Origin of the sequence: Amycolatopsis sp. CA-230715, from assembly GCF_018736145.1 — a bacterium.
Classification (GTDB): domain Bacteria; phylum Actinomycetota; class Actinomycetes; order Mycobacteriales; family Pseudonocardiaceae; genus Amycolatopsis.
Genome location: NZ_CP059997.1, coordinates 8,499,561 through 8,522,041, shown reverse-complemented (window position 1 = coordinate 8,522,041; position 22,481 = coordinate 8,499,561). Strand labels below are relative to the sequence as shown.

At 69.7% G+C, this 22,481-nt stretch carries 2 protein-coding genes (1 of these 2 only partly in view); both read right to left on the bottom strand.

Going from position 1 to position 22,481, the window contains the following annotated elements:
* Position 1 precedes the first annotated feature (1 nt).
* Positions 2 to 13,486: a non-ribosomal peptide synthetase gene (locus HUW46_RS39980; protein WP_215543874.1), complete on the bottom strand. Its 13,485-nt coding sequence runs from the start codon at positions 13,484 to 13,486 to the stop codon at positions 2 to 4.
* Positions 13,483 to 22,481, bottom strand: the end of a protein-coding gene (locus HUW46_RS39975; protein ID WP_256451401.1) for a non-ribosomal peptide synthase/polyketide synthase. It continues 15,847 nt past the right edge of the window; the window shows 8,999 of its 24,846 coding nt (coding positions 15,848-24,846); its start codon lies beyond the right edge, outside the window; its stop codon occupies positions 13,483 to 13,485. Before HUW46_RS39975 ends, HUW46_RS39980 begins: the two co-directional genes overlap by 4 nt.

The window sequence follows — 22,481 nt, the reverse complement described above, 5'->3', positions numbered from 1 at the left end:
CTCAACCCAGCCCTTCGAGCCACTCGTCGACGGCCCGGCCGATCTCCGCGGCCGGGCCGGGCCGCATCATGTCCTTGTGCGCGCACGCGATTTCGTGGCTGTGGATCTTCCCTGCCACGTAGGGGCGCCATGCCTCGACCGGACCGGTCTCGTCCAGCGCGGCGGCGAAGAACAGCAGATCGCCCGCGAAGGACCCCGGGAGGTACTTCTGGATGAGGTAGCTGTTGTTGGCGCTGACTTCGGCCAGCGCCGTGAGCTGGTGCTCCGCCAGCACCGGCATGCCCGTATCGGCCCGGATGAGCTCGTCGACCTGCTCGAAGCGCAGGTTCGGCACGTCGGCCTCGTCGACCTCGTGCCCGAAGAAGTCCAGGATCGTGGCGAGCACCTCCTGCTCGTCGGCCGGTACCGGCTCCGCTTCGCCGGGGTTCTGGAACGGGTAGGCGTCCAGCACCGCGAGCATCGCGACCCGCTCGCCCTGCTGTTCGAGCGCGACCGCCATCGCATGGGCGACTACACCGCCGAAGGACCAGCCGAGCAGGTGGTAGGGCCCGGACGGTTGGACGCGGCGGAGTTGTTCGACGTAGTCGGCGGCGGCTTGTTCGACCGTCGATGGCAGTTCGTGCGGCTCCGACAGCCCGCGCGACTGAAGCCCGTAGATCGGCCTCTCCGTTCCGATGTCGTGCAACAGGGCCGAGTACACCCAGCTGATCCCGGCGCCGGGATGCACGCAAAACAGGGGTTCGCGCGTCCCGCGAGGCCGCAACGCCAGCAGCACGTCCATCGGGTCGCCCGTGGCGCCGTCGCCGAGGCGGCCGGAAAGTTCGGCCACGCTCGGCGCCTCGAACAGGGTCTGGATGGACATGTCCAAACCAAGTTCGGTGCGGATCCGGCCGACGAGCCGCATGGCCAGCAGCGAATGCCCGCCGAGGTCGAAGAAGTCCTCGTCGTCTTCGACGTGGTCGACGCCGAGCACTTCGGCGAACAGCTCGCACAACCGGCTCCGTTGTGCGTCGGTGAGCGTGCTCCGCTCACCCCCACCGCGCGGCACGGGGGCGGCGTCCGGCGGCGTCCGGAGGCTGCCGTCCGAGCCCCACCAGGCCGTGGTCCCGGTCGGGCGCACCACCTCGCCGAACGAGGTGGTGACCGCGCGGTCCTCCTCGGCCGTACCGGCGACGTACAGCTCGCCGCGCGCGCTCGGTGGCAGCGGCCGGAGCTGAGTGTCCACAATGTACGCTCGGCCGTCCGGGGTGTGCCAGCCCTCCAACGCCCGCTGGAGTTCGTCCGGGGTCAGCAGCTCCGGTTCGCCGACCGGCCGGTCCGGCTCCGCGGTCACCGCATCGAGCACGCGGGCCAGCCGGTCCGCGATCGTCGTCGCGGTGTCCTGGTCGAAGAGGTCGGCGCTGTATTCGAGCGTGCCGAGCAACCCACCGGCCGGGTCCTGCCCGAGTTCGAAGGACAGGTCGAACTTGGCGATGCCCAGCTCGGCCCGGTGCCGGGTGACCGTGAGCCCGGGGATCTCGATATCCGGTTGGGTGTCGTTCTGGAAGGTCAGCATGACCTGGAACAACGGGTGCCTGGACAGGGACCGCTCCGGGTTGAGCACCTCCACCAACCGCTCGAACGGCACGTCCTGGTTGGCGTAGGCGGCGAGATCGGTTTCTCGTACCCGGCTCAGCAAGTCGCGGAACGACGGGTCACCGGAGACATCGGTGCGCAGCACCAGCGTGTTGACGAAGAACCCGACCAGCTCGTCGAGCGCCTCATCGGTCCGGCCCGCCACCGGCGTCCCGATCGGCACATCGGTGCCGGCACCCAACCTGGACAACGTCACCGCCAGCGCCGCCCGCACCACCATGAACACCGTCGCCCCCGCGGCCCGCGCCAGCTCGGCGACCCGGTCGGACACCACCCGGTCCACTTCGAAGGCGACCGAACGGCCCCGGTACGTGGACACCGCGGGGCGCGGCCGGTCCACCGGCAGGTCCAGTTCCGCGGGCATCCCCGCCAACGCCTCGCTCCAGTACCGGATCTGACCCGCCAGCACACTGCCCGGATCGTCCTCACCACCGAGCAACTCCCGCTGCCACAACGCGTAATCCGCGTACTGCACTCGCAACGGAACCCACTCCGGCGCACCACCAGCACGCCGAACCGCATACGCCGACGCCAGGTCACCCACCAGCGCCACCAACGATCCACCATCACCCGCGATGTGGTGCACCACCACCAACAACACGAACTCGTCCTCGGCGAGCCGGAACAACTCCGCCCGGATCGGGAGCCGCACCGCCAGTTCGAACGGACGCGACGCCGCGGCACTGACCACCGCGTCGATGTCATCCGGACCGGTGTCCACAACGGACAGTTCCACCCCGGCGTCCGACGGCGCCAGCACCTGCTGGCGCGGGACACCGTCGCTTTCGGGGAAGATCGTGCGCAGGCTCTCGTGCTTGTTCACCACATCCTGCAACGCCGACCGCAACGCGTCGATGTCCAGCACGCCGCGCAGCCGCAACGCGAGCGGGATGTTGTACGTCGCGCTCGGGCCCTCCAACTGATCCAGGAACCACAGGCGCCGCTGCGCGAACGACAACGGCACCACCCCCGGCCGCGCCATCGGACCCAACGCGGCCCTCGCCGCGCCCGCACTCCCCACCGCCGCGGCCAGCCCGGCCACCGTCGGATTCTCGAACAACACCCGAATCGGCACCTCAACGTCCACAGTGGAACGGATCCGGCTGATCAACCTCGTCGCCAGCAACGAATGCCCACCCAACTCGAAAAACCCGTCATCGATCCCCACCGACGGCACACCCAGCACTTCGGCGAACAACCCGCACAGGATCTCCTCCACCGGAGACCGCGCACCACGCCCCGAAACCACCACCGGGAAATCCGGCACCGGCAACGCACGCCGATCCACCTTCCCGTTCACCGTCACCGGCAACGCATCCAGCACCACCACCACCGACGGCACCAGATGATCCGGCAAGAACTCGGCCAGCCTGGCCCGGAGTTCACGGCTGTCCGGCGCGGTCCCGTGCTCCGCCGTCACGTACCCCACCAAGCGAGTGCCGCCGATGCCGTCCTCGCGGACCGCTACCGCAGCCTCCGCCACTCCGGCCTGCGCGACGAGCGCCGCCTCGACTTCACCCAGTTCGACCCGGAAACCCCGGACCTTCACCTGGTCATCGGCCCTGCCCAGGAACAGCAGCTCGCCATCGGCAGACCAGCGCACCAGGTCCCCGGTCCGGTACATCCGCTCCCCGGCACCGCCGAACGGACACGCCACGAACCGCTCGCCGGTCAAACCAGGCCGGTTCCAATACCCCCGAGCCACCCCAGCACCCGCCACATACAACTCACCCACCACCCCAGGCGGCACCGGCCGCAAACCGTTGTCCAGCACGAAAACCCGGGTGTTCGCGACCGGCCCGCCGATCGACACCGCCCCCTGACCCACCACCGCCGCGGTCGAATAGATCGTCGTCTCGGTCGGCCCGTACAGGTTCGTGACGCTCCGAGCCACCGCGCGAAGGCGCGCCGCCAGCGTCTCGTCGAGTGCCTCACCGCCGACCAGTGCCCGCATCCCGGCCAGACTCGCCTCGGCCTCGGGCTCGGCCAGTACCGAACGCCACAACGACGGAGTCGCCTGCATGACCGTGCTCCGGGTGGTGCGGGCAAGTTCACCCAGCGCCGCCGGATCGCGGACGGCTTCGGCGGACGCCATCGCCACACCGGCGCCACTGATCAACGGCAGGTACAGCTCCAGTGCGGCGATGTCGAAGGACGTCGTGGTGACCGCGAGTATCCGGTCCTCGATGCCGAGCGGGAACCTGCGCACCATGTCCGCGAGGAAGTTGGCCAGCGCTCCGTGCGTGACCGTCACGCCCTTCGGCCGTCCCGTGGAGCCCGACGTGTAGATCGTGTAGGCCATGTCCTGCGGCCCCACTTCGACGCGCCCCGGCGGAGTTCCCGGAATGCGGTCCTCGCCGTCGAGGACCAGGAGCGGAACCGGAACCGGTCCGAGCGATTCGGCCACCAGTGCGGTGGTCACGAGCAACGCGGGCATGGCGTCCGACATGACGTACCCGATGCGTTCGGCCGGGTGCTCCGGATCGAGCGGGACGTAGGCGGCCCCGGCGAGGAGCACGGCGAGCTGAGTGACGACGATGTCCGCGCCACGCGGCAGCGCGATCGCCACCGCGTCGCCCCGCCCCACACCCAGCGCGACGAGCTGCCCTGCCGTCCGCTCGACGGCCGCCACCAGCTCGGCGTAGGTCAGCTCGCCGTCCTCGGCCAGCACGGCCGTGCGGTGCGGTGTCCTGGCCGCCTGCGCCGACACCAGGCCGGGCACCGTCGCGAATTCGAACGCACGACCGGTGTCGTTCCATTCGGTCAGGACACGCCGCCGCTCTTCCGGTGACAGCAACGGAAACCGGCTGATCCGGCGGTCAGGATCCGCGGTCGCCGCGCCGAGCACCCGAGCCAGTCGTCCGGCGAGCGCCGCGACGGTGTCGTGGTCGAAAAGGTCGCACGCGTACTCGATCTCGCCGACGAGGCCCCCGCCGCTGGGGAGATCGCCGAGGCGCACCGCGAGGTCGAACTTGGCGGTGGCTGTCTCGGTGTGTTCTTGCCCGATTGTCAGGCCGGGCAGGTCGATGTCCGGTCGGGTGTCGTTTTGGAAGGTCAGCATGATCTGGAACAGGGGATGGCGGGCCAACGATCGTTCCGGGTTGACTACCTCCACCAGGCGTTCGAAGGGCACGTCCTGGTTGGCGAAAGCGGCCAGATCGGTCTCGCGGACCCTGGCCAGCAATTCCCGGAAGGTGGGGTCACCAGACACATCGGTCCGCAACACGAGGGTGTTGACGAAGAACCCGATCAGCTCGTCCAACGCCTCATCCGTGCGCCCGGCGACCGGTGTCCCGATCGGAATGTCACCACCGGCACCCAACCGGGACAGCACCACCGCCAATGCCGCCTGCACCACCATGAACACCGTCACGCCACAAGCGCGGGCGAGGGTGGTGAGTCCGGTGTGGACGGTCTGGTCGATTTCGAAGGCGATCGTGTCGCCCCGGTAGGTCGACACCGCGGGGCGCGGCCGGTCCACCGGCAGGCTCAGCTCGGGAGGCAGATCGGCCAGCGCCTCGGCCCAGTACCGGATCTGACCCGCCAGCACACTGCCCGGATCGTCCTCACCACCGAGCAACTCCCGCTGCCACAACGCGTAATCCGCGTACTGCACCGGCAACGGAACCCACTCCGGCGCACCACCGGCGCACCGGGCGGAATACGCCACCGTCAGATCTTTCGCCAACGGCACCAGCGACCACCCATCACCCGCGATGTGGTGCACCACCACCACCAACACGAACTCCTCAGCGGACACCCGGAACAACTCCGCCCGGATCGGGAGCCGCACCGCGAGATCGAACGGACGCGACGCCGCGGCACTGACCACCGCGTCGATGTCATCCGGACCGGTGTCCACAACCGACAGATCCACGACAGCCTCCGCCACCGGCAGCACATGCTGCCGTGGCGCGCCCTGCTCGGCAGGGAAGATCGTCCGCAGACTCTCGTGCCGGGCCACCACATCGACCAACGCCTCACGCAAAGCATCAACGTCCACCACGCCACACAGTCGCAACGCGAGCGGAATGTTGTAGGTCGCGCTCGGCCCCTCCAACTGATCCAAGAACCACAGGCGCCGCTGCGCGAACGACAACGGCACCACTTCGGGGCGCGGCACCGGTACCACCGCGGGACGCCCTGCCCCGGCGCCCCCCACTACCGTGGCGAGGCCCGCTACCGTCGGGTTCTCGAACAACGCCCGGATCGGCACCTCCACCCCCAGCGTGGAACGGATCCGGCTGACCAATCTCGTCGCCAGCAACGAATGCCCACCCAACCCGAAGAACCCGTCATCGATCCCCACCGACGGCACACCCAGCACTTCGGCGAACAACCCGCACAGGATCTCCTCCACCAACGACCGTGCGCCACGACCCGACACCACCGGGAACTCCGGTACCGGCAACGCACGCCGATCCACCTTCCCGTTCACCGTCACCGGCAACGCGTCCAGCACCACCACCACCGACGGCACCAAATAATCCGGCAACACCCCCGCCACCCACTCCCGCACCACGGCCCCGTCCACCTCCACACCCGGCACCGCGACCACATACGCCACCAACCGCACATCCCCCACACGATGCTCATGCGCCAGCACAGCTGCCTGGACAACCTGGTCATGACGGCACAACACCGCCTCGATCTCCCCCAACTCCACCCGGAAACCCCGAACCTTCACCTGATCGTCCACCCGCCCGAGAAACTCCAAATCCCCACCCGGCAACCACCGCACCAAATCCCCCGTCCGATACATCCGCTCCCCCGCCCCACCGAACGGACACGCCACGAACCGCTCGCCGGTCAAACCAGACCGATGCCAATACCCCCGAGCCACCCCAGCACCCGCCACGTACAACTCACCCGCCACCCCAGGCGGCACCGGCCGCAAACCGTTGTCCAGCACGAAAACCCGGGTGTTCGCGATCGGCCCGCCGATCGACACCGCCCCCTCGCCCAGCACCGCCGCGGTCGACCAGATCGTCGTCTCCGTCGGCCCGTACAAATTCGTGACGCCACGACTCAGCGCGCGCAAATCCCCCGCCAACACCTCGTCTAGTGCCTCGCCACCCACCAACACCCGCACCCCGGCCAGACACCCTGCCCGCTCAGCCACCACCGCACGCCACAACGACGGCGTCGCCTGCATCATCGTCACACCCGAACCCGACACCAAATCCGCCAACACCACCGGATCCCGCACGGCGTCACGCGGCGCGACCACAACCTCGGCACCGGCGAGTAGCGGGGTCAGCAGTTCGAGGTTCGCGATGTCGAAGCCGAACGTGGTAACCGCGAGGAAGCGGTCGCGTTCGGTCATCTCGAACCGGTCTCGCATGTCCAGCACCAGGTTGGCCAGCGCGGACACCGGAACGAGCACGCCCTTCGGCCGTCCGGTGGAACCCGACGTGTAGTTCAGGTAAGCGGCGTTGTCCGCGGACAGCGGCCGGATGCGGTCGCCGTCGACCGGATTGTGGTCCGGCATCCCAGCCAGTTCCGCCACGACCGCCGCGTCGTCGACGGCCAGCACCGGCGTGCCCGCACCGGGGATCGCGGGAGCCAGTTCGGCCACGGTCAGGACCAGCACCGGATCGGCGTCATCGAGCAGGTAGGCGACCCGCGCGGCGGGGTGGTCCGGGTCGACCGGCAGATAGGCCGCACCGCTCTTGAGCACCGCCAACACGGCGACCACCAGATCCGCCGTGCGCGGCAGCGCGAGTGCCACCACCCGCTCCGGTCCCGCGCCGCGGGCGATCAGCATCCTGGCGAGCCGGTTCGCGCGGAGGTTCAGCTCCCGGTACGTCAGGGCACCGGCGACCGCGGAAGCGTCCGGCGTCCTCGCGACCGCTCCCTCGATCAGCTCGGCCACCGACCCGGCCGGGTTCTCTCTCGTCGTGTCGTTGGGCGTCACGAGGACCCGTTCGCGCTCCCCTGCCGAGAGCAGGTCGAGCCGCCCGAGCGGGGTCAACGGGTCCGCCGCGGCCGCACCGAGGATCCGGACCAGCCGGTCCAGCAGGTCTCCGACGTCGGCGCGGCCGAACAGATCGGCCCGATAGGCCAGCCGCAGCCGCCATGACGCCGGACCGGGCACAATGGATAGTGCGAGCGGGTAGTGGGTCGCCTCGCGGCCGGTGAGACCGGTCAGCGCGAGATCGCCCGCCTCGTCCGCGGTCGGGGCCGCGCCGATCGGGTAGTTCTCGAAAATGGTCACGGTGTCGAACAGTTCACCGAACCCGGCCAGCCGCTGGATCTCGGCGAGCCCGAGATGCTGGTGACCGCTCAGCCGTGCCTGCTCTTCCTGCAGTTCGGCGAGCAGGCTCAGCACCGACCGGTCGGGCCGGGGGCGGGCGCGCACCGGCAGCGTGTTGATGAACAGCCCCACCATGGTTTCGACACCGGGCACGGCGGGCGGGCGGCCCGACACCGTCGTCCCGAACACGACATCCCCGCGCCCGGTCAACCAGCCGAGCAGGATCGCCCACGCGCCCTGCACCACGGTGTTCACCGTGAGCCCGTGTTCGCGTGCCATCGCGGTCAGTGCGGTGGCCGTCTCCTCGTCGAGGTCGACGGTGAGTTCCTCGGGAATGCGCGCCGTGCGCCGGTTTTCGGACGCGGTGAGCAGCGTGGCCTCGCTCAGACCGGACAACGCCGCACGCCAGATCCGCTCCGATTCGCCACGGTCCAGGCCGGCCAGCCATTCCAGGTAGTCGCGGTACGGCGTCGGCCTCGGCAGCTCGGTACCGAGGTACAGCCCGAACAGTTCGCCGACGAGCACCGGCGTCGACCAGCCGTCCAGGAGGATGTGGTGCGCGGTGAGCACGAGGCGGCTCTCGCCCGGTCCGCACCGGATCGCGGTGAACCGGAGCAGCGGAGGATCGGTGAGGTCGAACCGGCGAAGGCGGTCCCGTTCCAGCAGGTCGCCCAGTTCCGCTTCCCGCGATCGAGTGTCCAACCCGGACAGGTCGCGTTCGTCGATCTCCGCGGTCACCTCGGCCGGGATGAACTGCACCGGCCGGTCGAGGCCCTCGGTCCAGAATCCGGCGCCGAGATTCCGGTGGCGGCGCAGCAGCGCCCGCACCGACTCTCGCAGCCGCTCCGAATCCAGAACGCCTTCGAGGTCGAAGACCATCTGGATGGTGTAGACATCCACGTCGTTTTCGTCGTATTGGGCGTGGAACAGCAGCCCCTCCTGCAACGGGGCCAGCGGCAGGATGTCGGCCACCGGCCCGCGCGCCGCCTCGAGCCTGCTGATCTCCTGCTGACCGAGTTCGACGAGGGGCACGTCGGACGGGGTCAGCCCGCCCGAGCCCGGGGTTTCCGCGTGCCGTACGACCGCTTCCAGCGCGGTGCGCCACAACTCCAGCAGTTCGCTGACGTCCTTTTCGGACAGAAGATCGCCCGGCCAGGACAGGGACAACGTCAACCGCGGGCCGTCCGATGCCTGGTACGCGACCGCCGCCGCCTCGATCGCGTGCGCGGCGGGCAGGTCGTGGTCCGCGCCACCACCGAGGCCGCCGAGTTCGGCGGCCGGGGCCCAGTCGGGTTCCCCGGTATCGGTGGAATCGCCGAACCGGCCGAGGTAGTTGAACCCGATCTGCGGGGCGGGCAGCTCCTTCAGGCGCGCCGCGGTCGCGGGGTTCAGGTAGCGCAACAGCCCGTAGCCGAGGCCCTTGTCGGGCACCATCCGCAGCTGCTCTTTGATCCGCTTGATCGCATCGCCGACGGCCGGCCCCCCGATCGCCACGTCGTGCCAGTCGATCTCCCCTGGATCGAGGCAGACCGGGAAAACGCTGGTGAACCAGCCGACCGTGCGGGAAAGGTCCACACCGCCGCCGGTTTCCTCGCGACCATGTCCTTCGAGGTCCACCAGCACCGCGTTGCCTTCGCCCGACCGCCACCCGTGCCACCTGCCGATCGCGAGGCACAAGCCGGCCAGCAGGATGTCGCCCGCACCGGTGTGGAACGCGGCCGGGATCCGGGTCACCAGCGCTTCGGTTTCGGCCACCGGAAAGCCCGCCGACAAAGACTCGGTCCGGCCGAGGACGTCGCGTGCCGGATCGAGCGACCGCCCGCCGAGCGGCTGCCCGCTCCCCCGCGACATCTCCTCCCACCGCGCCAGTTCCCGGACCCGGTTGGCGGTCGCCGCCTCGGCCAGCAAATGCTTGGCCCAGCCGCGGAACGAGGTTCCCACCGGTGCCAGCACCGGCTGGGCGCCCCTGGTGAGCGCGGCGTCCACCGCGGCGAGGTCCGGGAGCAGGATCCGCCAGGAAACCCCGTCCACGACCAAGTGGTGCAGGACCAGCAACAGCCGTCCCTGGCTGGCCGGCCCCGCGTCGAAGTGCACCGCGCGAACCATCAGCGCGGAGGCCGGATCGAGCGCGGCCTTCGCGGCGAGCAGCTCGTCGCCGACCGCGGTGTCCCAGCCCGCGTCGTCGAACGCGGTCGCGTCGACCGTCCGGACGCAGGCGCTCGCGTCGATCTGTCCACGCGGGAGAACCTCGAGCGACCATTCACGCGATTCCCCGGCGCCCAACCGCATCCGCAGCGCGTCGTGGTGGTCCAGCAGGGTCTGCAGCGCGGTCGTCAACCTCGCCGCGGTCAGCCCGGCGGGCGCGTTGACCAGCATCGCCTGGTTGAAGCCTCGAACGGGCCCGCCGCGTTCGGCGAACCAGCGCATGATCGGCGTCGCGGGCAGCGCGCCTGTGCCGTCGTCGGTGCCCTTGGCGGCCACCTTCTCGACGACCCTGGCATGGCTCGCCAGCGCGGCCACGGTCTTGTGCGTGAACACCTCCCTCGGTGTGAACACCAAGCCCGCCGCCCTGGCGCGCGCCACCAACTGGATCGACACGATGCTGTCGCCACCCAGATCGAAGAACCCGTCCTCGACACCGACCGAGGGCAGGTTGAGCACTTCGGCGAACAGCCGGGCGAGCACCTCCTCGCGCTCCGTACCGGGGCGCCTCCCCTCGCCCACCGCCGCCACAGCGGGAGCGGGAAGCGCCTCGCGGTCGAGTTTTCCGTTGGGCGTCAACGGAAGTGTGGGCAGGAAGACGAACGCGGCAGGCACCATGTGCTCCGGAAGCCGATCGGCGACGCGCGCCCGCAGCTCCGAGGCGGAGAGCGTCTCGCCGTCGACCAGCGCCACGTAGGCGACGAGCCTGCGTTTCCCCGGTCGGTCTTCGCGGACGGTCACCGCCGACTGTGCCACCTCGGGATGTTCGGTGAGCACCGCCTCGATCTCACCGGGCTCGATCCGGAAGCCGCGGATCTTCACCTGCTCGTCGAGACGTCCCGCGAACTCCAGGTTGCCGTCCGCGCGCCACCGCGCGAGGTCCCCGGTGCGGTACATCCTGGTGCCCGGATCACCGAACGGGCACGGCACGAACCGTGCCGCGGTCAGCCCGGGGTGGTTCACGTAGCCGCGGGCCACCCCCGGGCCCGCGGCGTACAGCTCGCCGACCACGCCGGGCGGGACCGGGCGCAACGCGGCGTCGAGCAGGTAGACCCTGGCGCCGACGATCGGCTTCCCGATCGGCACCGGGCCGGGCTCCCCCGGCTCGCAGGCCCAGCAGGTGACGTCCACTGTGGACTCGGTTGGCCCGTAGGCGTTGATCACGAGGCGGTCCCGCGACCAGAACGCGAGCACGTCCGGCGCGCAGGTTTCCGCACCGATGATCAGCACCCTGAACACGGGCAGCGCGAGCTTCGGCACGCTCGCCAGCAGCGAAGGCGGGACGTGCGCGTGGGTGATCCGCTGCTCGTCGAGCAGGCGCGCGAGATCGGCCCCCACCGTGGTTTCCGGTGCGACGACGAGGCAAGCGCCGGAGAGCAGCGCCAGGCAGAACTCGGCGACCGAGACGTCGAAGCTCGGCGACACGAACTGCAAAACCCTGCTGGACCCGGTGATCCCGTACCGCAAGCGCTGGTTGGCCGAGAAGTTCGCGATCCCGGTGTGCGTCACCGCGACGCCCTTCGGCCGCCCGGTCGACCCGGAGGTGTAGATGACGTACGCCGGATTCGCCGCGGACAGCGGAGCGACGCGGTCGGCGTCGGACGGATCCGTCGCCGGCAGCGCGGCGAGCGCGGCGGCTTCTTCCGGGTCGTCGAGCACGAGGTGCCCGACCCCGGTGAGCGGCAGGCCCGCGCCGATCTTCCCGGTGGTCAGCACGCGGACCGGGGCGGCGTCGGTGAGCATGAACGCCAGCCGGTCCTCCGGGTAGGCGGGATCGATCGGCAGGTACGCCGCTCCCGCCTTGAGCACGGCGAGTACGGCGACCACGAGCTCGGCGGAGCGCGGCAAGGCGACCGCGACTACGTGCTCGGGGCCGATCCCGTCACCGATCAGCTTGTGCGCCAACCGGTTCGCCGCCGCGTTCAGGTCTACATAGGACAGAATGGCGCCCTCGGACTCGACCGCGGGCGCGGACGGGGTCCTGGCGACCTGCGCTTCGAACAACGCGGGCCAGCACGCCGGTACGGTCCCGCCCGCTGTCTCGTTCCAGTCGACGAGCACTCGTCGCTGCTCGTCCGGGGTCAATGCCGGGATCCGCGCGAGCGGCGTGCCGGGATCGGCCGCCACCGCCGCGAGAAGACCGGTCAGCCGCGCGGCGAGCCCCGACACCGAATCGCGGTCGAACAGATCGGGCCGGAAACCGAGTCGCAGCCGCAGGCGCGGACCGGCGGTCGCGGCGAGCCCCAGCGGGTAGTGCATGGCATCGCGGCCGGTCATCCCGGTGACCGTCACCTCGGCCGGTTCCGCCCCGGCCAGCGCGGTCGCGTCCACCGGGTAGTTCTCGAACACCGTCAACGTGTCGAACAGCTCACCGGTGCCGAGCCACCGCTGGATGTCGGCGAGTCCGACGTGCTGGTGCTCGGCCAGCGCGGACTGCTGATCCTGCAGCCCGGTGAGCAGTTCCAGCAGCGACGCCGCCGGGTCGAGGCGTACCCGCACCGGAAGGGTGTTGATGAAGAACCCCACCATCGTTTCGATACCGGGCACTTCCGGCGGCCGTCCGGACACGGTCGCACCGAACAGCACGTCGGTGCGACCGGTCAGCTGACCGAGCAGGATCGCCCAAGCGCCCTGCAGCACGGTGTTCAGGGTGAGGTCGTGCTTCCGGGCGACCGCGGTCACCGCGGCGGTCAACTCTTCGGAGACCTCGGTGGTGAATTCCTCCGGCGGAACCGGATCACGGCGTTCGGCCACCGGCGCGAGCAAGGTCGGCTCGTCCACCCCGGCCAGCGCCGACCGCCAAGCCCGCTCCGCCGCTTCCCGGTCACGTCCGGCTAGCCAGCTCAGGTAGTCCTGGTACAGCGCCGGCTCGGGTCGTCCCGGTACCTCGTTGCTCGCGGTGTACAGCTCGACCAGCTCGCCCACCAGTATCGGTATCGACCAGCCGTCCCACAGGAGGTGGTGATTGGTCAGCACCAGCCGGTACCGTCCGCCACCGCAGCGGATCAGGGTGAAGCGCAGCAGCGGCGGGCGGGTCACGTCGAACCGCCGGAACCGGTCGGATTCGGCGAACCGCGCCAGTTCCGCGTCCCGTTCGGCCTCGTCGAGCTCGGACAGGTCGAGTTCCTGCCACGGGAGCCCGACCTCACTGTGGATGATCTGCACCGGCTCTCCGGACTTGCGCTGGCGGAACCCCGCGCGCAGCGCGGCGTGCCGTCGCAGCAGGGCTCGCGCCGCCTCTCGCAGCCGTTCGGCGTCCACCGCACCGGTCAGGTCGAACACGAGCTGAGTGGTGTAGATGTCCGTCGTCCGCTCGTCGTAGAGCGCGTGGAACAGCAGGCCCTCCTGCAACGGCGAGAGCGGCCGGATGTCTTCGACTCGAGAGCGATTCACCGTGCGGTACCCCATTCAGCCTCCTGCTCCTCGTCTTCGAGCAGGTCTTCGAACTCGTCGATCTCGTCCTGGCTCAGCGAGCCGACGGACAGGTCCGACGGCGTGTGCCCACCCGCACCCGGGCGCAGCGCGTGCTCGGCCAGTACCGTCAGCGCGCGGAACCACAGTTCGGCGAGCGCGCGCACTTCGCCCTCGGTGAACAGCGCGCGGGGCCAGGACCAGGTCGCGGTCAGGAACGGCCCGTCCGGCCGGTCCTCGGTCAGCGCGGTGAGCTCCAGCGGGTAGGCGGCGGCCAGCCCGGGATCGGCCCCGCTCGATCCGGTCGCCGCGCCGGAAGGCTCCCCGTCAGGGAACCGGCCGAAGTAGCGGAACCCGATCTGTGGCCGGGGCAGCGACGCGAGTTCCCCAGCGGTGTCCTCGTTGAGGTAGCGCAGCATCCCGAACCCGATGCCGTTGTCCGGCAGCCGGCGCAACTGCTCCTTCACTCGTTTCAACGCGGTGTCGGCGTCTCCCGCCTCCAACCCGGTGACGTCGATCGCGCCCGGGTCGAGCGAGACCGGGTGCGCGCTGGTGAACCAGCCGACCGTGCGCGAAGCGTCCACCCCGTCGACGAACTCCTCCCGGCCGTGGCCTTCGAGCCCGATCAGCACGGCGGACCCGGCACCACGCCCGGTATCACGCCGCCAGCGCGCGACGGCCAGCGCCAGCGCGGTGAGCAGCACGTCGTCCGCTCCGGCGTGGAACGCTGCCGGCACGGCTCCCAGCAGCGGCTCGCTCGTCGTGGCGGGCAGCCGCAACCGCAGGTACCGCATGGTGCCGTGCACGTCCGTGGCCGGGTCGAGCGAGCGCCGGGCGAGTGCCGGGTCCGGGGTGCGCAGGATGCGCTTCCAGAGGTCCAGCTCGTCCCGCCGCCGCGGTTCGTTCGCGGCACGGACGAGTTCGTGTGCCCAGCGGCGGAACGAGGCGGGCACCGGCGCCAGCGCGGACGCTCCCCCCGCCAGCGCGGCCAGCACGTCCGGCACGAGGATCCGCCAGGAGACCTCGTCCACCACGAGGTGGTGCGCCACGACCAGCAACCGGCCCTCGCGTTCGTCACCGGCGTCGAGCCAGACGAACCGCACCGGGAGCCCGTCTTCGGGAGCCAGTTCACGTTGCGCCGTCGCGAGTTCCGCCGTGAACACCGTGTCGGCAGCGCTCTCGGCCAGCCCTCGCACGTCCACGCGGCGCAGTACGTCCGCCGCTGGCACCGCGCCGCGTGGCAGCACCCGCAGAGCCCAGCGATCCTCGTCTCCCTCGCGCAGCAAGCGCATCCGCAGGGTGTCGTGGTGGTCGAGCACCGCCTGCACCGCGGCGAGAAGCCGGGGCTCGGCGAGTCCTGCCGGTACCGGTACCGGCATCGCCTGGCTGAACTGCCCGATCGGCCCGCCCCGCTCGCGCAGCCGGTGGACGATCGGGGTCAGCGGAACGTCTCCTGTGCCGTCCTCGGCGGGCACCGTGGCCGGTTCCGCCGTCGGCGCGCTCGCGGCCAGCGCGGCGGGCGTCTTGTGCTGGAACACATCGCGCGGCGTGACCAGCAGACCGGCCGCTCGGGCGCGGCTCACCAGTTGCACCGACACGATGCTGTCCCCGCCCAGTTCGAAGAACCCGTCGTCGGCACCGACCCGGTCCAGGCCGAGCACCTCGCCGAACAGCGCGCACCACAGCTCCTCCGCGGGGGTGCGCGGCGCGCGGGAGCCGGCAGCGGTTCGGTCGCCGGGTTCGGGCAACCGCTTCCGGTCCACTTTCCCGTTCGGCGTGGTGGGCAACGCGTCCAGCAGCACGAACGAAGACGGCACCAGGTAGTCCGGCAACCGCTCGGCGAGGTACCCGCGCAGCAGGGCCGGGTCCGGATCCGCCCCTCCCGCGGGGACGCAGTAGGCCACGAGGTGGTTACCGGTACTCCGATCGGTGCGCACGGTGGCGGCGGCGCGGGTGATGGTGGGGTGGTGTTCGAGGGTGGTTTCGATTTCGCCGAGTTCGATGCGGAAGCCGCGGATTTTGATTTGGTCGTCGGTGCGGCCGAGGTATTGCAGGGTGCCGTGGGTGGTCCAGCGTGTGAGGTCTCCGGTGCGGTACATGCGGGTGCCGGGTGTGGTGTAGGGGCTGGCGATGAATCGGTGCGCGGTGAGTCCGGGGCGGTTGAGGTAGCCCCTGGCGACGCCGTCGCCGGTGATGTAGAGCTCGCCGGTGACTCCGGGGGCGACCGGGTTCAGGTGTTCGTCGAGCACGAATACCTGGGTGTTCGCGATCGGTGTGCCGATCGTGACCGTGGTTCCGTCGAGTTCGGCGGCGGTCGACCAGATCGTGGTTTCGGTCGGCCCGTACAGGTTGGTCACCGGGCCGGCCAGCTCGCGCAGTGTCCGTGCCAGTGCCGGGGGCAGGGCCTCCCCGCCGGTCAGGACACGCAGGCCCCGCACCGATTCCGGGTCGCTGGTGACCAGCATCTGCCACAACGTCGGGGTCGCCTGCATCATCGTGGCCCCGCTGGAGCGGATCAGCCCGCCCAGCGCGGCCGGGTCCCTGACCTGTCCTGGCCCGGCCAGCACGATCCCCGCGCCCACCGTCAGCGGCGCGAACAGCTCCAACGCGGCGATGTCGAACGTCGTGGTCGTGACCGCCAGCAACCGGTCGGTCCCGGTGAAACCGATCCGGTCCCGCATCGCCGCCAGGAAATTCGCCAGATTGGCATGGGTGACGACCACCCCCTTCGGGCGCCCGGTCGATCCCGACGTGTAGATCACATACGCCGCATCATCGGGGGCCACCACCGGCGGTACCGGTTCCTCCCCGGCCAGTTCACTGTCCACATCGGACAACACAGCCTCGGACAACACAGCCTCGGTCAGCACCAGAACCGGGTTCGCGTCCGAAAGCACGAACTCGATCCGCTCAGCCGGATGCTCCGGATCGATCGGCAGATACGCCGCCCCGGCCCGTAACACCGCCAGCATCGCGACCACGGTCTCCACCGACCGTGGTAACGCCACCGCCACCACCCCACCACGACCGACCCCGCGCCGCACCAACCACGCGGCCAGCCGATCCACCTCGGCCATCAACCCCGCATACGACACTCCCGTGTCGCCCGACCACACCGCTACCCGTTCCGGCGCCCCCACCGCCCGCGCCCGCACCAGATCCGGCACCGCGGTGAACCCATACCCCACCGCGGTGTCATTCCAGCCGGCCAGCACCCGGGCACGCTCGGCCGGGGAGAGCACCTCCAACTCCGCCACCCGCTGCCCCGGATCGGCCACCACCGCCGCCAACACCCGCGACAACCGCTCCCCGAGCACCACCACCGTGTCCCGATCGAACAAATCCACCGCATACTCGATCTCACCAACCAACCCACCCAACACCCCGCCAGCACCGCGCACCTCACGCAAACTCACCGACACATCGAACTTCGCCACCCCGGTACGCGCCCCCACCGGCTCCACCACCAAACCCGGCAACCCCACCTCAGCCTCGGCATTGTTCTGCAACGTCAACATGATCTGGAACAAGGGATGACGGGCCAACGACCGTTCCGGGTTGACTACCTCCACCAGGCGTTCGAAGGGCACGTCCTGGTTGGCGAAAGCGGCCAGATCGGTCTCGCGGACCCTGGCCAGCAATTCCCGGAAGGTCGGGTCACCAGACACATCGGTCCGCAACACCAACGTGTTCACGAAAAACCCGACCACATCATCCAACGCCTCATCCATACGACCCGCCACCGGCGTCCCGATCGGCACATCAGTACCAGCACCCAACCGCGACACCACCACCGCCAACACCGCCTGCACCACCATGAACACCGTCACACCACAAGCACGCGCCAAAGCCACAAGACCAGTGTGGACAGTCCCATCGATCTCGAAGGCGACCGCACCACCGCGATAACTCGACACCGCCGGACGCGGCCGGTCCACCGGCAGGCTCAGCTCGGGAGGCAGATCGGCCAGCGCCTCGGCCCAGTACCGGACCTGGCCCGCCAGCACACTGCCCGGATCGTCCTCACCACCGAGCAACTCCCGCTGCCACAACGCGTAATCCGCGTACTGCACCGGCAACGGAACCCACTCCGGCGCACCACCGGCGCACCGGGCGGAATACGCCACCGTCAGATCTTTCGCCAACGGCACCAGCGACCACCCATCACCCGCGATGTGGTGCACCACCACCACCAACACGAACTCCTCAGCGGACACCCGGAACAACTCCGCCCGGATCGGGAGCCGCACCGCGAGATCGAACGGACGCGACGCCGCGGCACTGACCACCGCGTCGATGTCATCCGGACCGGTGTCCACAACCGACAGATCCACGACAGCCTCCGCCACCGGCAGCACATGCTGCCGTGGCGCGCCCTGCTCGGCAGGGAAGATCGTCCGCAGACTCTCGTGCCGGGCCACCACATCGACCAACGCCTCACGCAAAGCATCAACGTCCACCACGCCACACAACCGCAACGCGAGCGGAATGTTGTACGTCGCGCTCGGGCCCTCCAACTGATCCAAGAACCACAGGCGCCGCTGCGCGAACGACAACGGCACCACCCCCGGCCGCGCCATCGGACCCAACGCGGCCCTCGCCGCGCCCGCACTCCCCACCGCCGCGGCCAGCCCGGCCACCGTCGGATTCTCGAACAACACCCGAATCGGCACCTCAACGTCCACAGTGGAACGGATCCGGCTGATCAACCTCGTCGCCAGCAACGAATGCCCACCCAACTCGAAAAACCCGTCATCGATCCCCACCGACGGCACACCCAGCACTTCGGCGAACAACCCGCACAGGATCTCCTCCACCGGAGACCGCGCACCACGCCCCGAAACCACCACCGGGAAATCCGGCACCGGCAACGCACGCCGATCCACCTTCCCGTTCACCGTCACCGGCAACGCATCCAGCACCACCACCACCGACGGCACCAAATAATCCGGCAACACCTCAGCAACCCACGACCGCACCAGGACCGGATCAACCCCGACACCGGGCTCCGCGACCGCATAAGCCACCAACCGCACATCACCCTCGCCATGCGCACGCGCCACCACCACCGCCTGCGCGAGCTGTTCATGACCACGCAACACCACCTCGACCTCACCCAACTCCACCCGGAAACCCCGAACCTTCACCTGATCGTCCACCCGCCCGAGAAACTCCAAAGTCCCGTCCGGCAGCCACCGCACCCGATCCCCGGTCCGGTACATCCGCTCCCCGGCACCACCGAACGGACACGCCACGAACCGCTCGCCGGTCAAACCAGGCCGGTTCCAATACCCCCGAGCCACCCCAGCACCCGCCACGTACAACTCACCCGCCACCCCAGGCGGCACCGGCCGCAAACCGTTGTCCAGCACATAAGTCCGCAGATCGGCGATTCCGGTGCCGATCACGCTGCGGGTCCGACCGGTGGACTCCCGGGTGAGGCGGTGCGCGGTGACGTGGACGGTCGTCTCGGTGATCCCGTACATGTTCACCAGAACCGGAGCGTCCTCGGCGTGCCGCTCGTACCAACCCGACAGCCTCGACGGGTCCAGCGCCTCCCCGCCGAAGATCACGTACCGCAGCGCGAGCGCCGGATCGTGGTCGTCCCGGTCGGCTTCGAGCAGTTGGTAGAAGGCCGACGGTGTCTGGTTGAGGACCGTGACCCGTTCCCTGACCAGTAGGTCGCGGAATTCGCCCGGCGTCCGGCTGGTCGAATGCGGTACCACGACGAGCCGGCCCCCGTGCAGCAGCGGTCCCCAGAACTCCCACACCGAGAAGTCGAACGCGTAGGAATGGAACAGGGTCCAGACATCCCGTTCGTCGAAGCCGAACAGGTCCTCGGTCGCGTCGAACAGTCTTGTCACGTTCCGGTGCGGCAGCACGACGCCCTTGGGCCTGCCGGTGGATCCCGACGTGTAGATCACGTAGGCCGGGTGCAGGTCCGAAAGCGGTGCCACCCGGACGTCGTCGGTGGGGTCGTCATCCGGCATTCCGGCGACGGATTCCGGTGCGTCCACCAAGATCGTGGGCACCGACACGGATTCCGGCAGCCCGGTGACCGTCGCCGAGGTCGCCAGCAGCAGCACCGGCTCGGCATCCTCGAGCACGAACTCGACGCGCTCCGCCGGGTAGTCCGGGTCGATCGGCAGATAGGCCGCACCGGCCTTGAGCACCGCCAGCACCGCGACGACGAGTTCGACCGACCTCGGCACGGCGAGCGCGACGATGTCCTCGGGCCCGGCGCCCTCGGCGATGATCCGGTGCGCGAGCCGGTTCGCCCTGGTGTTGAGTTCCGCGTACGACAACGCTTCGCCCTCGAACACGACCGCGATCCTGCTGGGGGTTCGCGCCGCGGTCGCCGCGAACAACTCCGGGAGACAACCCCGTCGCGTACCGGAGGGCACCGAGCCGGACCCGGTCGGCACCAGGCGTTCCCGTTCCGCGCTGGACAGGACATCGATGCGGCCGACCGGCAGATCCGGATCGGTCACGACCGCGGTGAGCAGTTGTTCCAGCCGTACCACTATGCGTTCGACGGTTTCGGCTTCGAACAGATCTGTGCTGTATTCGAGGAAACCCTCGATGCCGTCCGGCGCACCGCCGGAGGTGTGGCGTTCCCCGAGGTTGAACAGCAGGTCGAACTTCGCGGCCCCCGCGGCGGCGAACTCGGGCGTGACTTCGAGACCCGGTAGCGGTGGAACCGCGTCGGGCAGGTTCTGGAACGCCACCACCGTCTGCACGAGCGGGTGCCTGGCCAGGGAGCGCTCCGGGTTGAGCACCTCGACGAGCTTCTCGAACGGCACGTCCTGCCGGGCGTAAGCAGCCAGGTCGGTCTCGCGCACCCTCGCGATGAGCTCTCGGAAACTGGGATCACCGGACAGGTCGGTCCGCAGTACGAGGGTGTTGACGAAGAACCCGACCACATCGTCCAGCGCCTCGTCCGTCCGCCCGGCGACCGGCGTCCCCAGTGGGATGTCGGTACCGGCGCCGAGACGCGAGAGCAGCGCGGCCAGCGCGGCTTGCACCACCATGAACACCGTCGCCCCGGTATCAGCAGCCAGCGCGACGATTCGGTCGTGCAGCTCCGCGGGTACCGCGATCGGCAGCGTGGCGCCCCGGCCGCTGGCCACCGGGGGCCGGGGCCGGTCCGTCGGCAAGTCGAGTTCGGGCGGAAGCCCCCGCAGCGTCGTCTTCCAGTACTCGAACTGGTCGGCGACCGCGCTGTCGGGGTCATCTTCGTCGCCGAGGAGGTCGCGCTGCCATAACGCGTAGTCGGCGTACTGCACCGGCAACGGCTCCCACTCCGGTGCGTCACCGGCGCAGCGGGCGGTGTATGCCGTGGCCAGATCCCTGGCCAAGGGCACCAGGGACCATCCATCACCCGCGATGTGGTGCACCACCACCAGCAACACGAACTCCTCAGCGGACACCCGGAACAGCCAAGCCCGCACCGGCAGCCCCGACGACAACTCGAACGGCTCCCGAGCCGCGGCATCCACCACCGCACCCACCCGATCCGCTTCAACGTCCACAACGGACAACCCAAGCCCGGCATCCGCCAGCGGCAACACCTCCTGCCGCGCAACCCCACCCTCCACCGGAAAAACCGTCCGCAAGCTCTCGTGCCGGGCCACCACATCGACCAACGCCTCACGCAAAGCATCAACGTCCACCACACCACACAACCGCAACGCGAGCGGAATGTTGTAGGTCGCGCTCGGCCCCTCCAACTGATCCAAGAACCACAGGCGCCGCTGCGCGAACGACAACGGCACCACCTCGGGGCGCGGCACCGGCCGCACCTTCGGACGGGCGTCGGAACCGGTGCCGAGCGCTTCCGCGAGTGCGGAGACGGTGGAGCGCTCGAACAGGGTCCTGATCCCCACCTCGACGTCGAACGCGGAACGGATCCGGCTGATCAACCTCGTCGCCAGCAGCGAATGCCCGCCCAGTTCGAAGAACCCGTCGTCGGCACCGACCCGGTCCAGGCCGAGCACCTCGGCGAACAGGCGGCAAAGGATCTCTTCCGACGGCGTTCGGGGGGCACGCCCCTCGGACGCCGTCGAGAACTCCGGCGAGGGCAGCGCTCGGCGGTTCAGCTTGCCGTTAGCGGTCATCGGCAGTGCGTCGAGCACTCCGAGAGCGTCCGGAACCAGGTAGTCCGGGAGCCGGGTGCGCAGGTACTCCCGCAACACCGCCACGTCCGGGGCACTGTCCGGGGACGGCACGACGAAGGCGACCAGCCGCTGATCCCGCACGGTGGCGGCGGCGCGGGTGATGGTGGGGTGGTGTTCGAGGGTGGTTTCGATTTCGCCGAGTTCGATGCGGAAGCCGCGGATTTTGATTTGGTCGTCGGTGCGGCCGAGGTATTGCAGGGTGCCGTGGGTGGTCCAGCGTGTGAGGTCTCCGGTGCGGTACATGCGGGTGCCGGGTGTGGTGTAGGGGCTGGCGATGAATCGGTGCGCGGTGAGTCCGGGGCGGTTGAGGTAGCCCCTGGCGACGCCGTCGCCGGTGATGTAGAGCTCGCCGGTGACTCCGGGGGCGACCGGGTTCAGGTGTTCGTCGAGCACGAATACCTGGGTGTTCGCGATCGGTGTGCCGATCGTGACCGTGGTTCCGTCGAGTTCGGCGGCGGTCGACCAGATCGTGGTTTCGGTCGGCCCGTACAGGTTGGTCACCGGGCCGGCCAGCTCGCGCAGTGTCCGTGCCAGTGCCGGGGGCAGGGCCTCCCCGCCGGTCAGGACACGCAGGCCCCGCACCGATTCCGGGTCGCTGGTGACCAGCATCTGCCACAACGTCGGGGTCGCCTGCATCATCGTGGCCCCGCTGGAGCGGATCAGCCCGCCCAGCGCGGCCGGGTCCCTGACCTGTCCTGGCCCGGCCAGCACGATCCCCGCGCCCACCGTCAGCGGCGCGAACAGCTCCAACGCGGCGATGTCGAACGTCGTGGTCGTGACCGCCAGCAACCGGTCGGTCC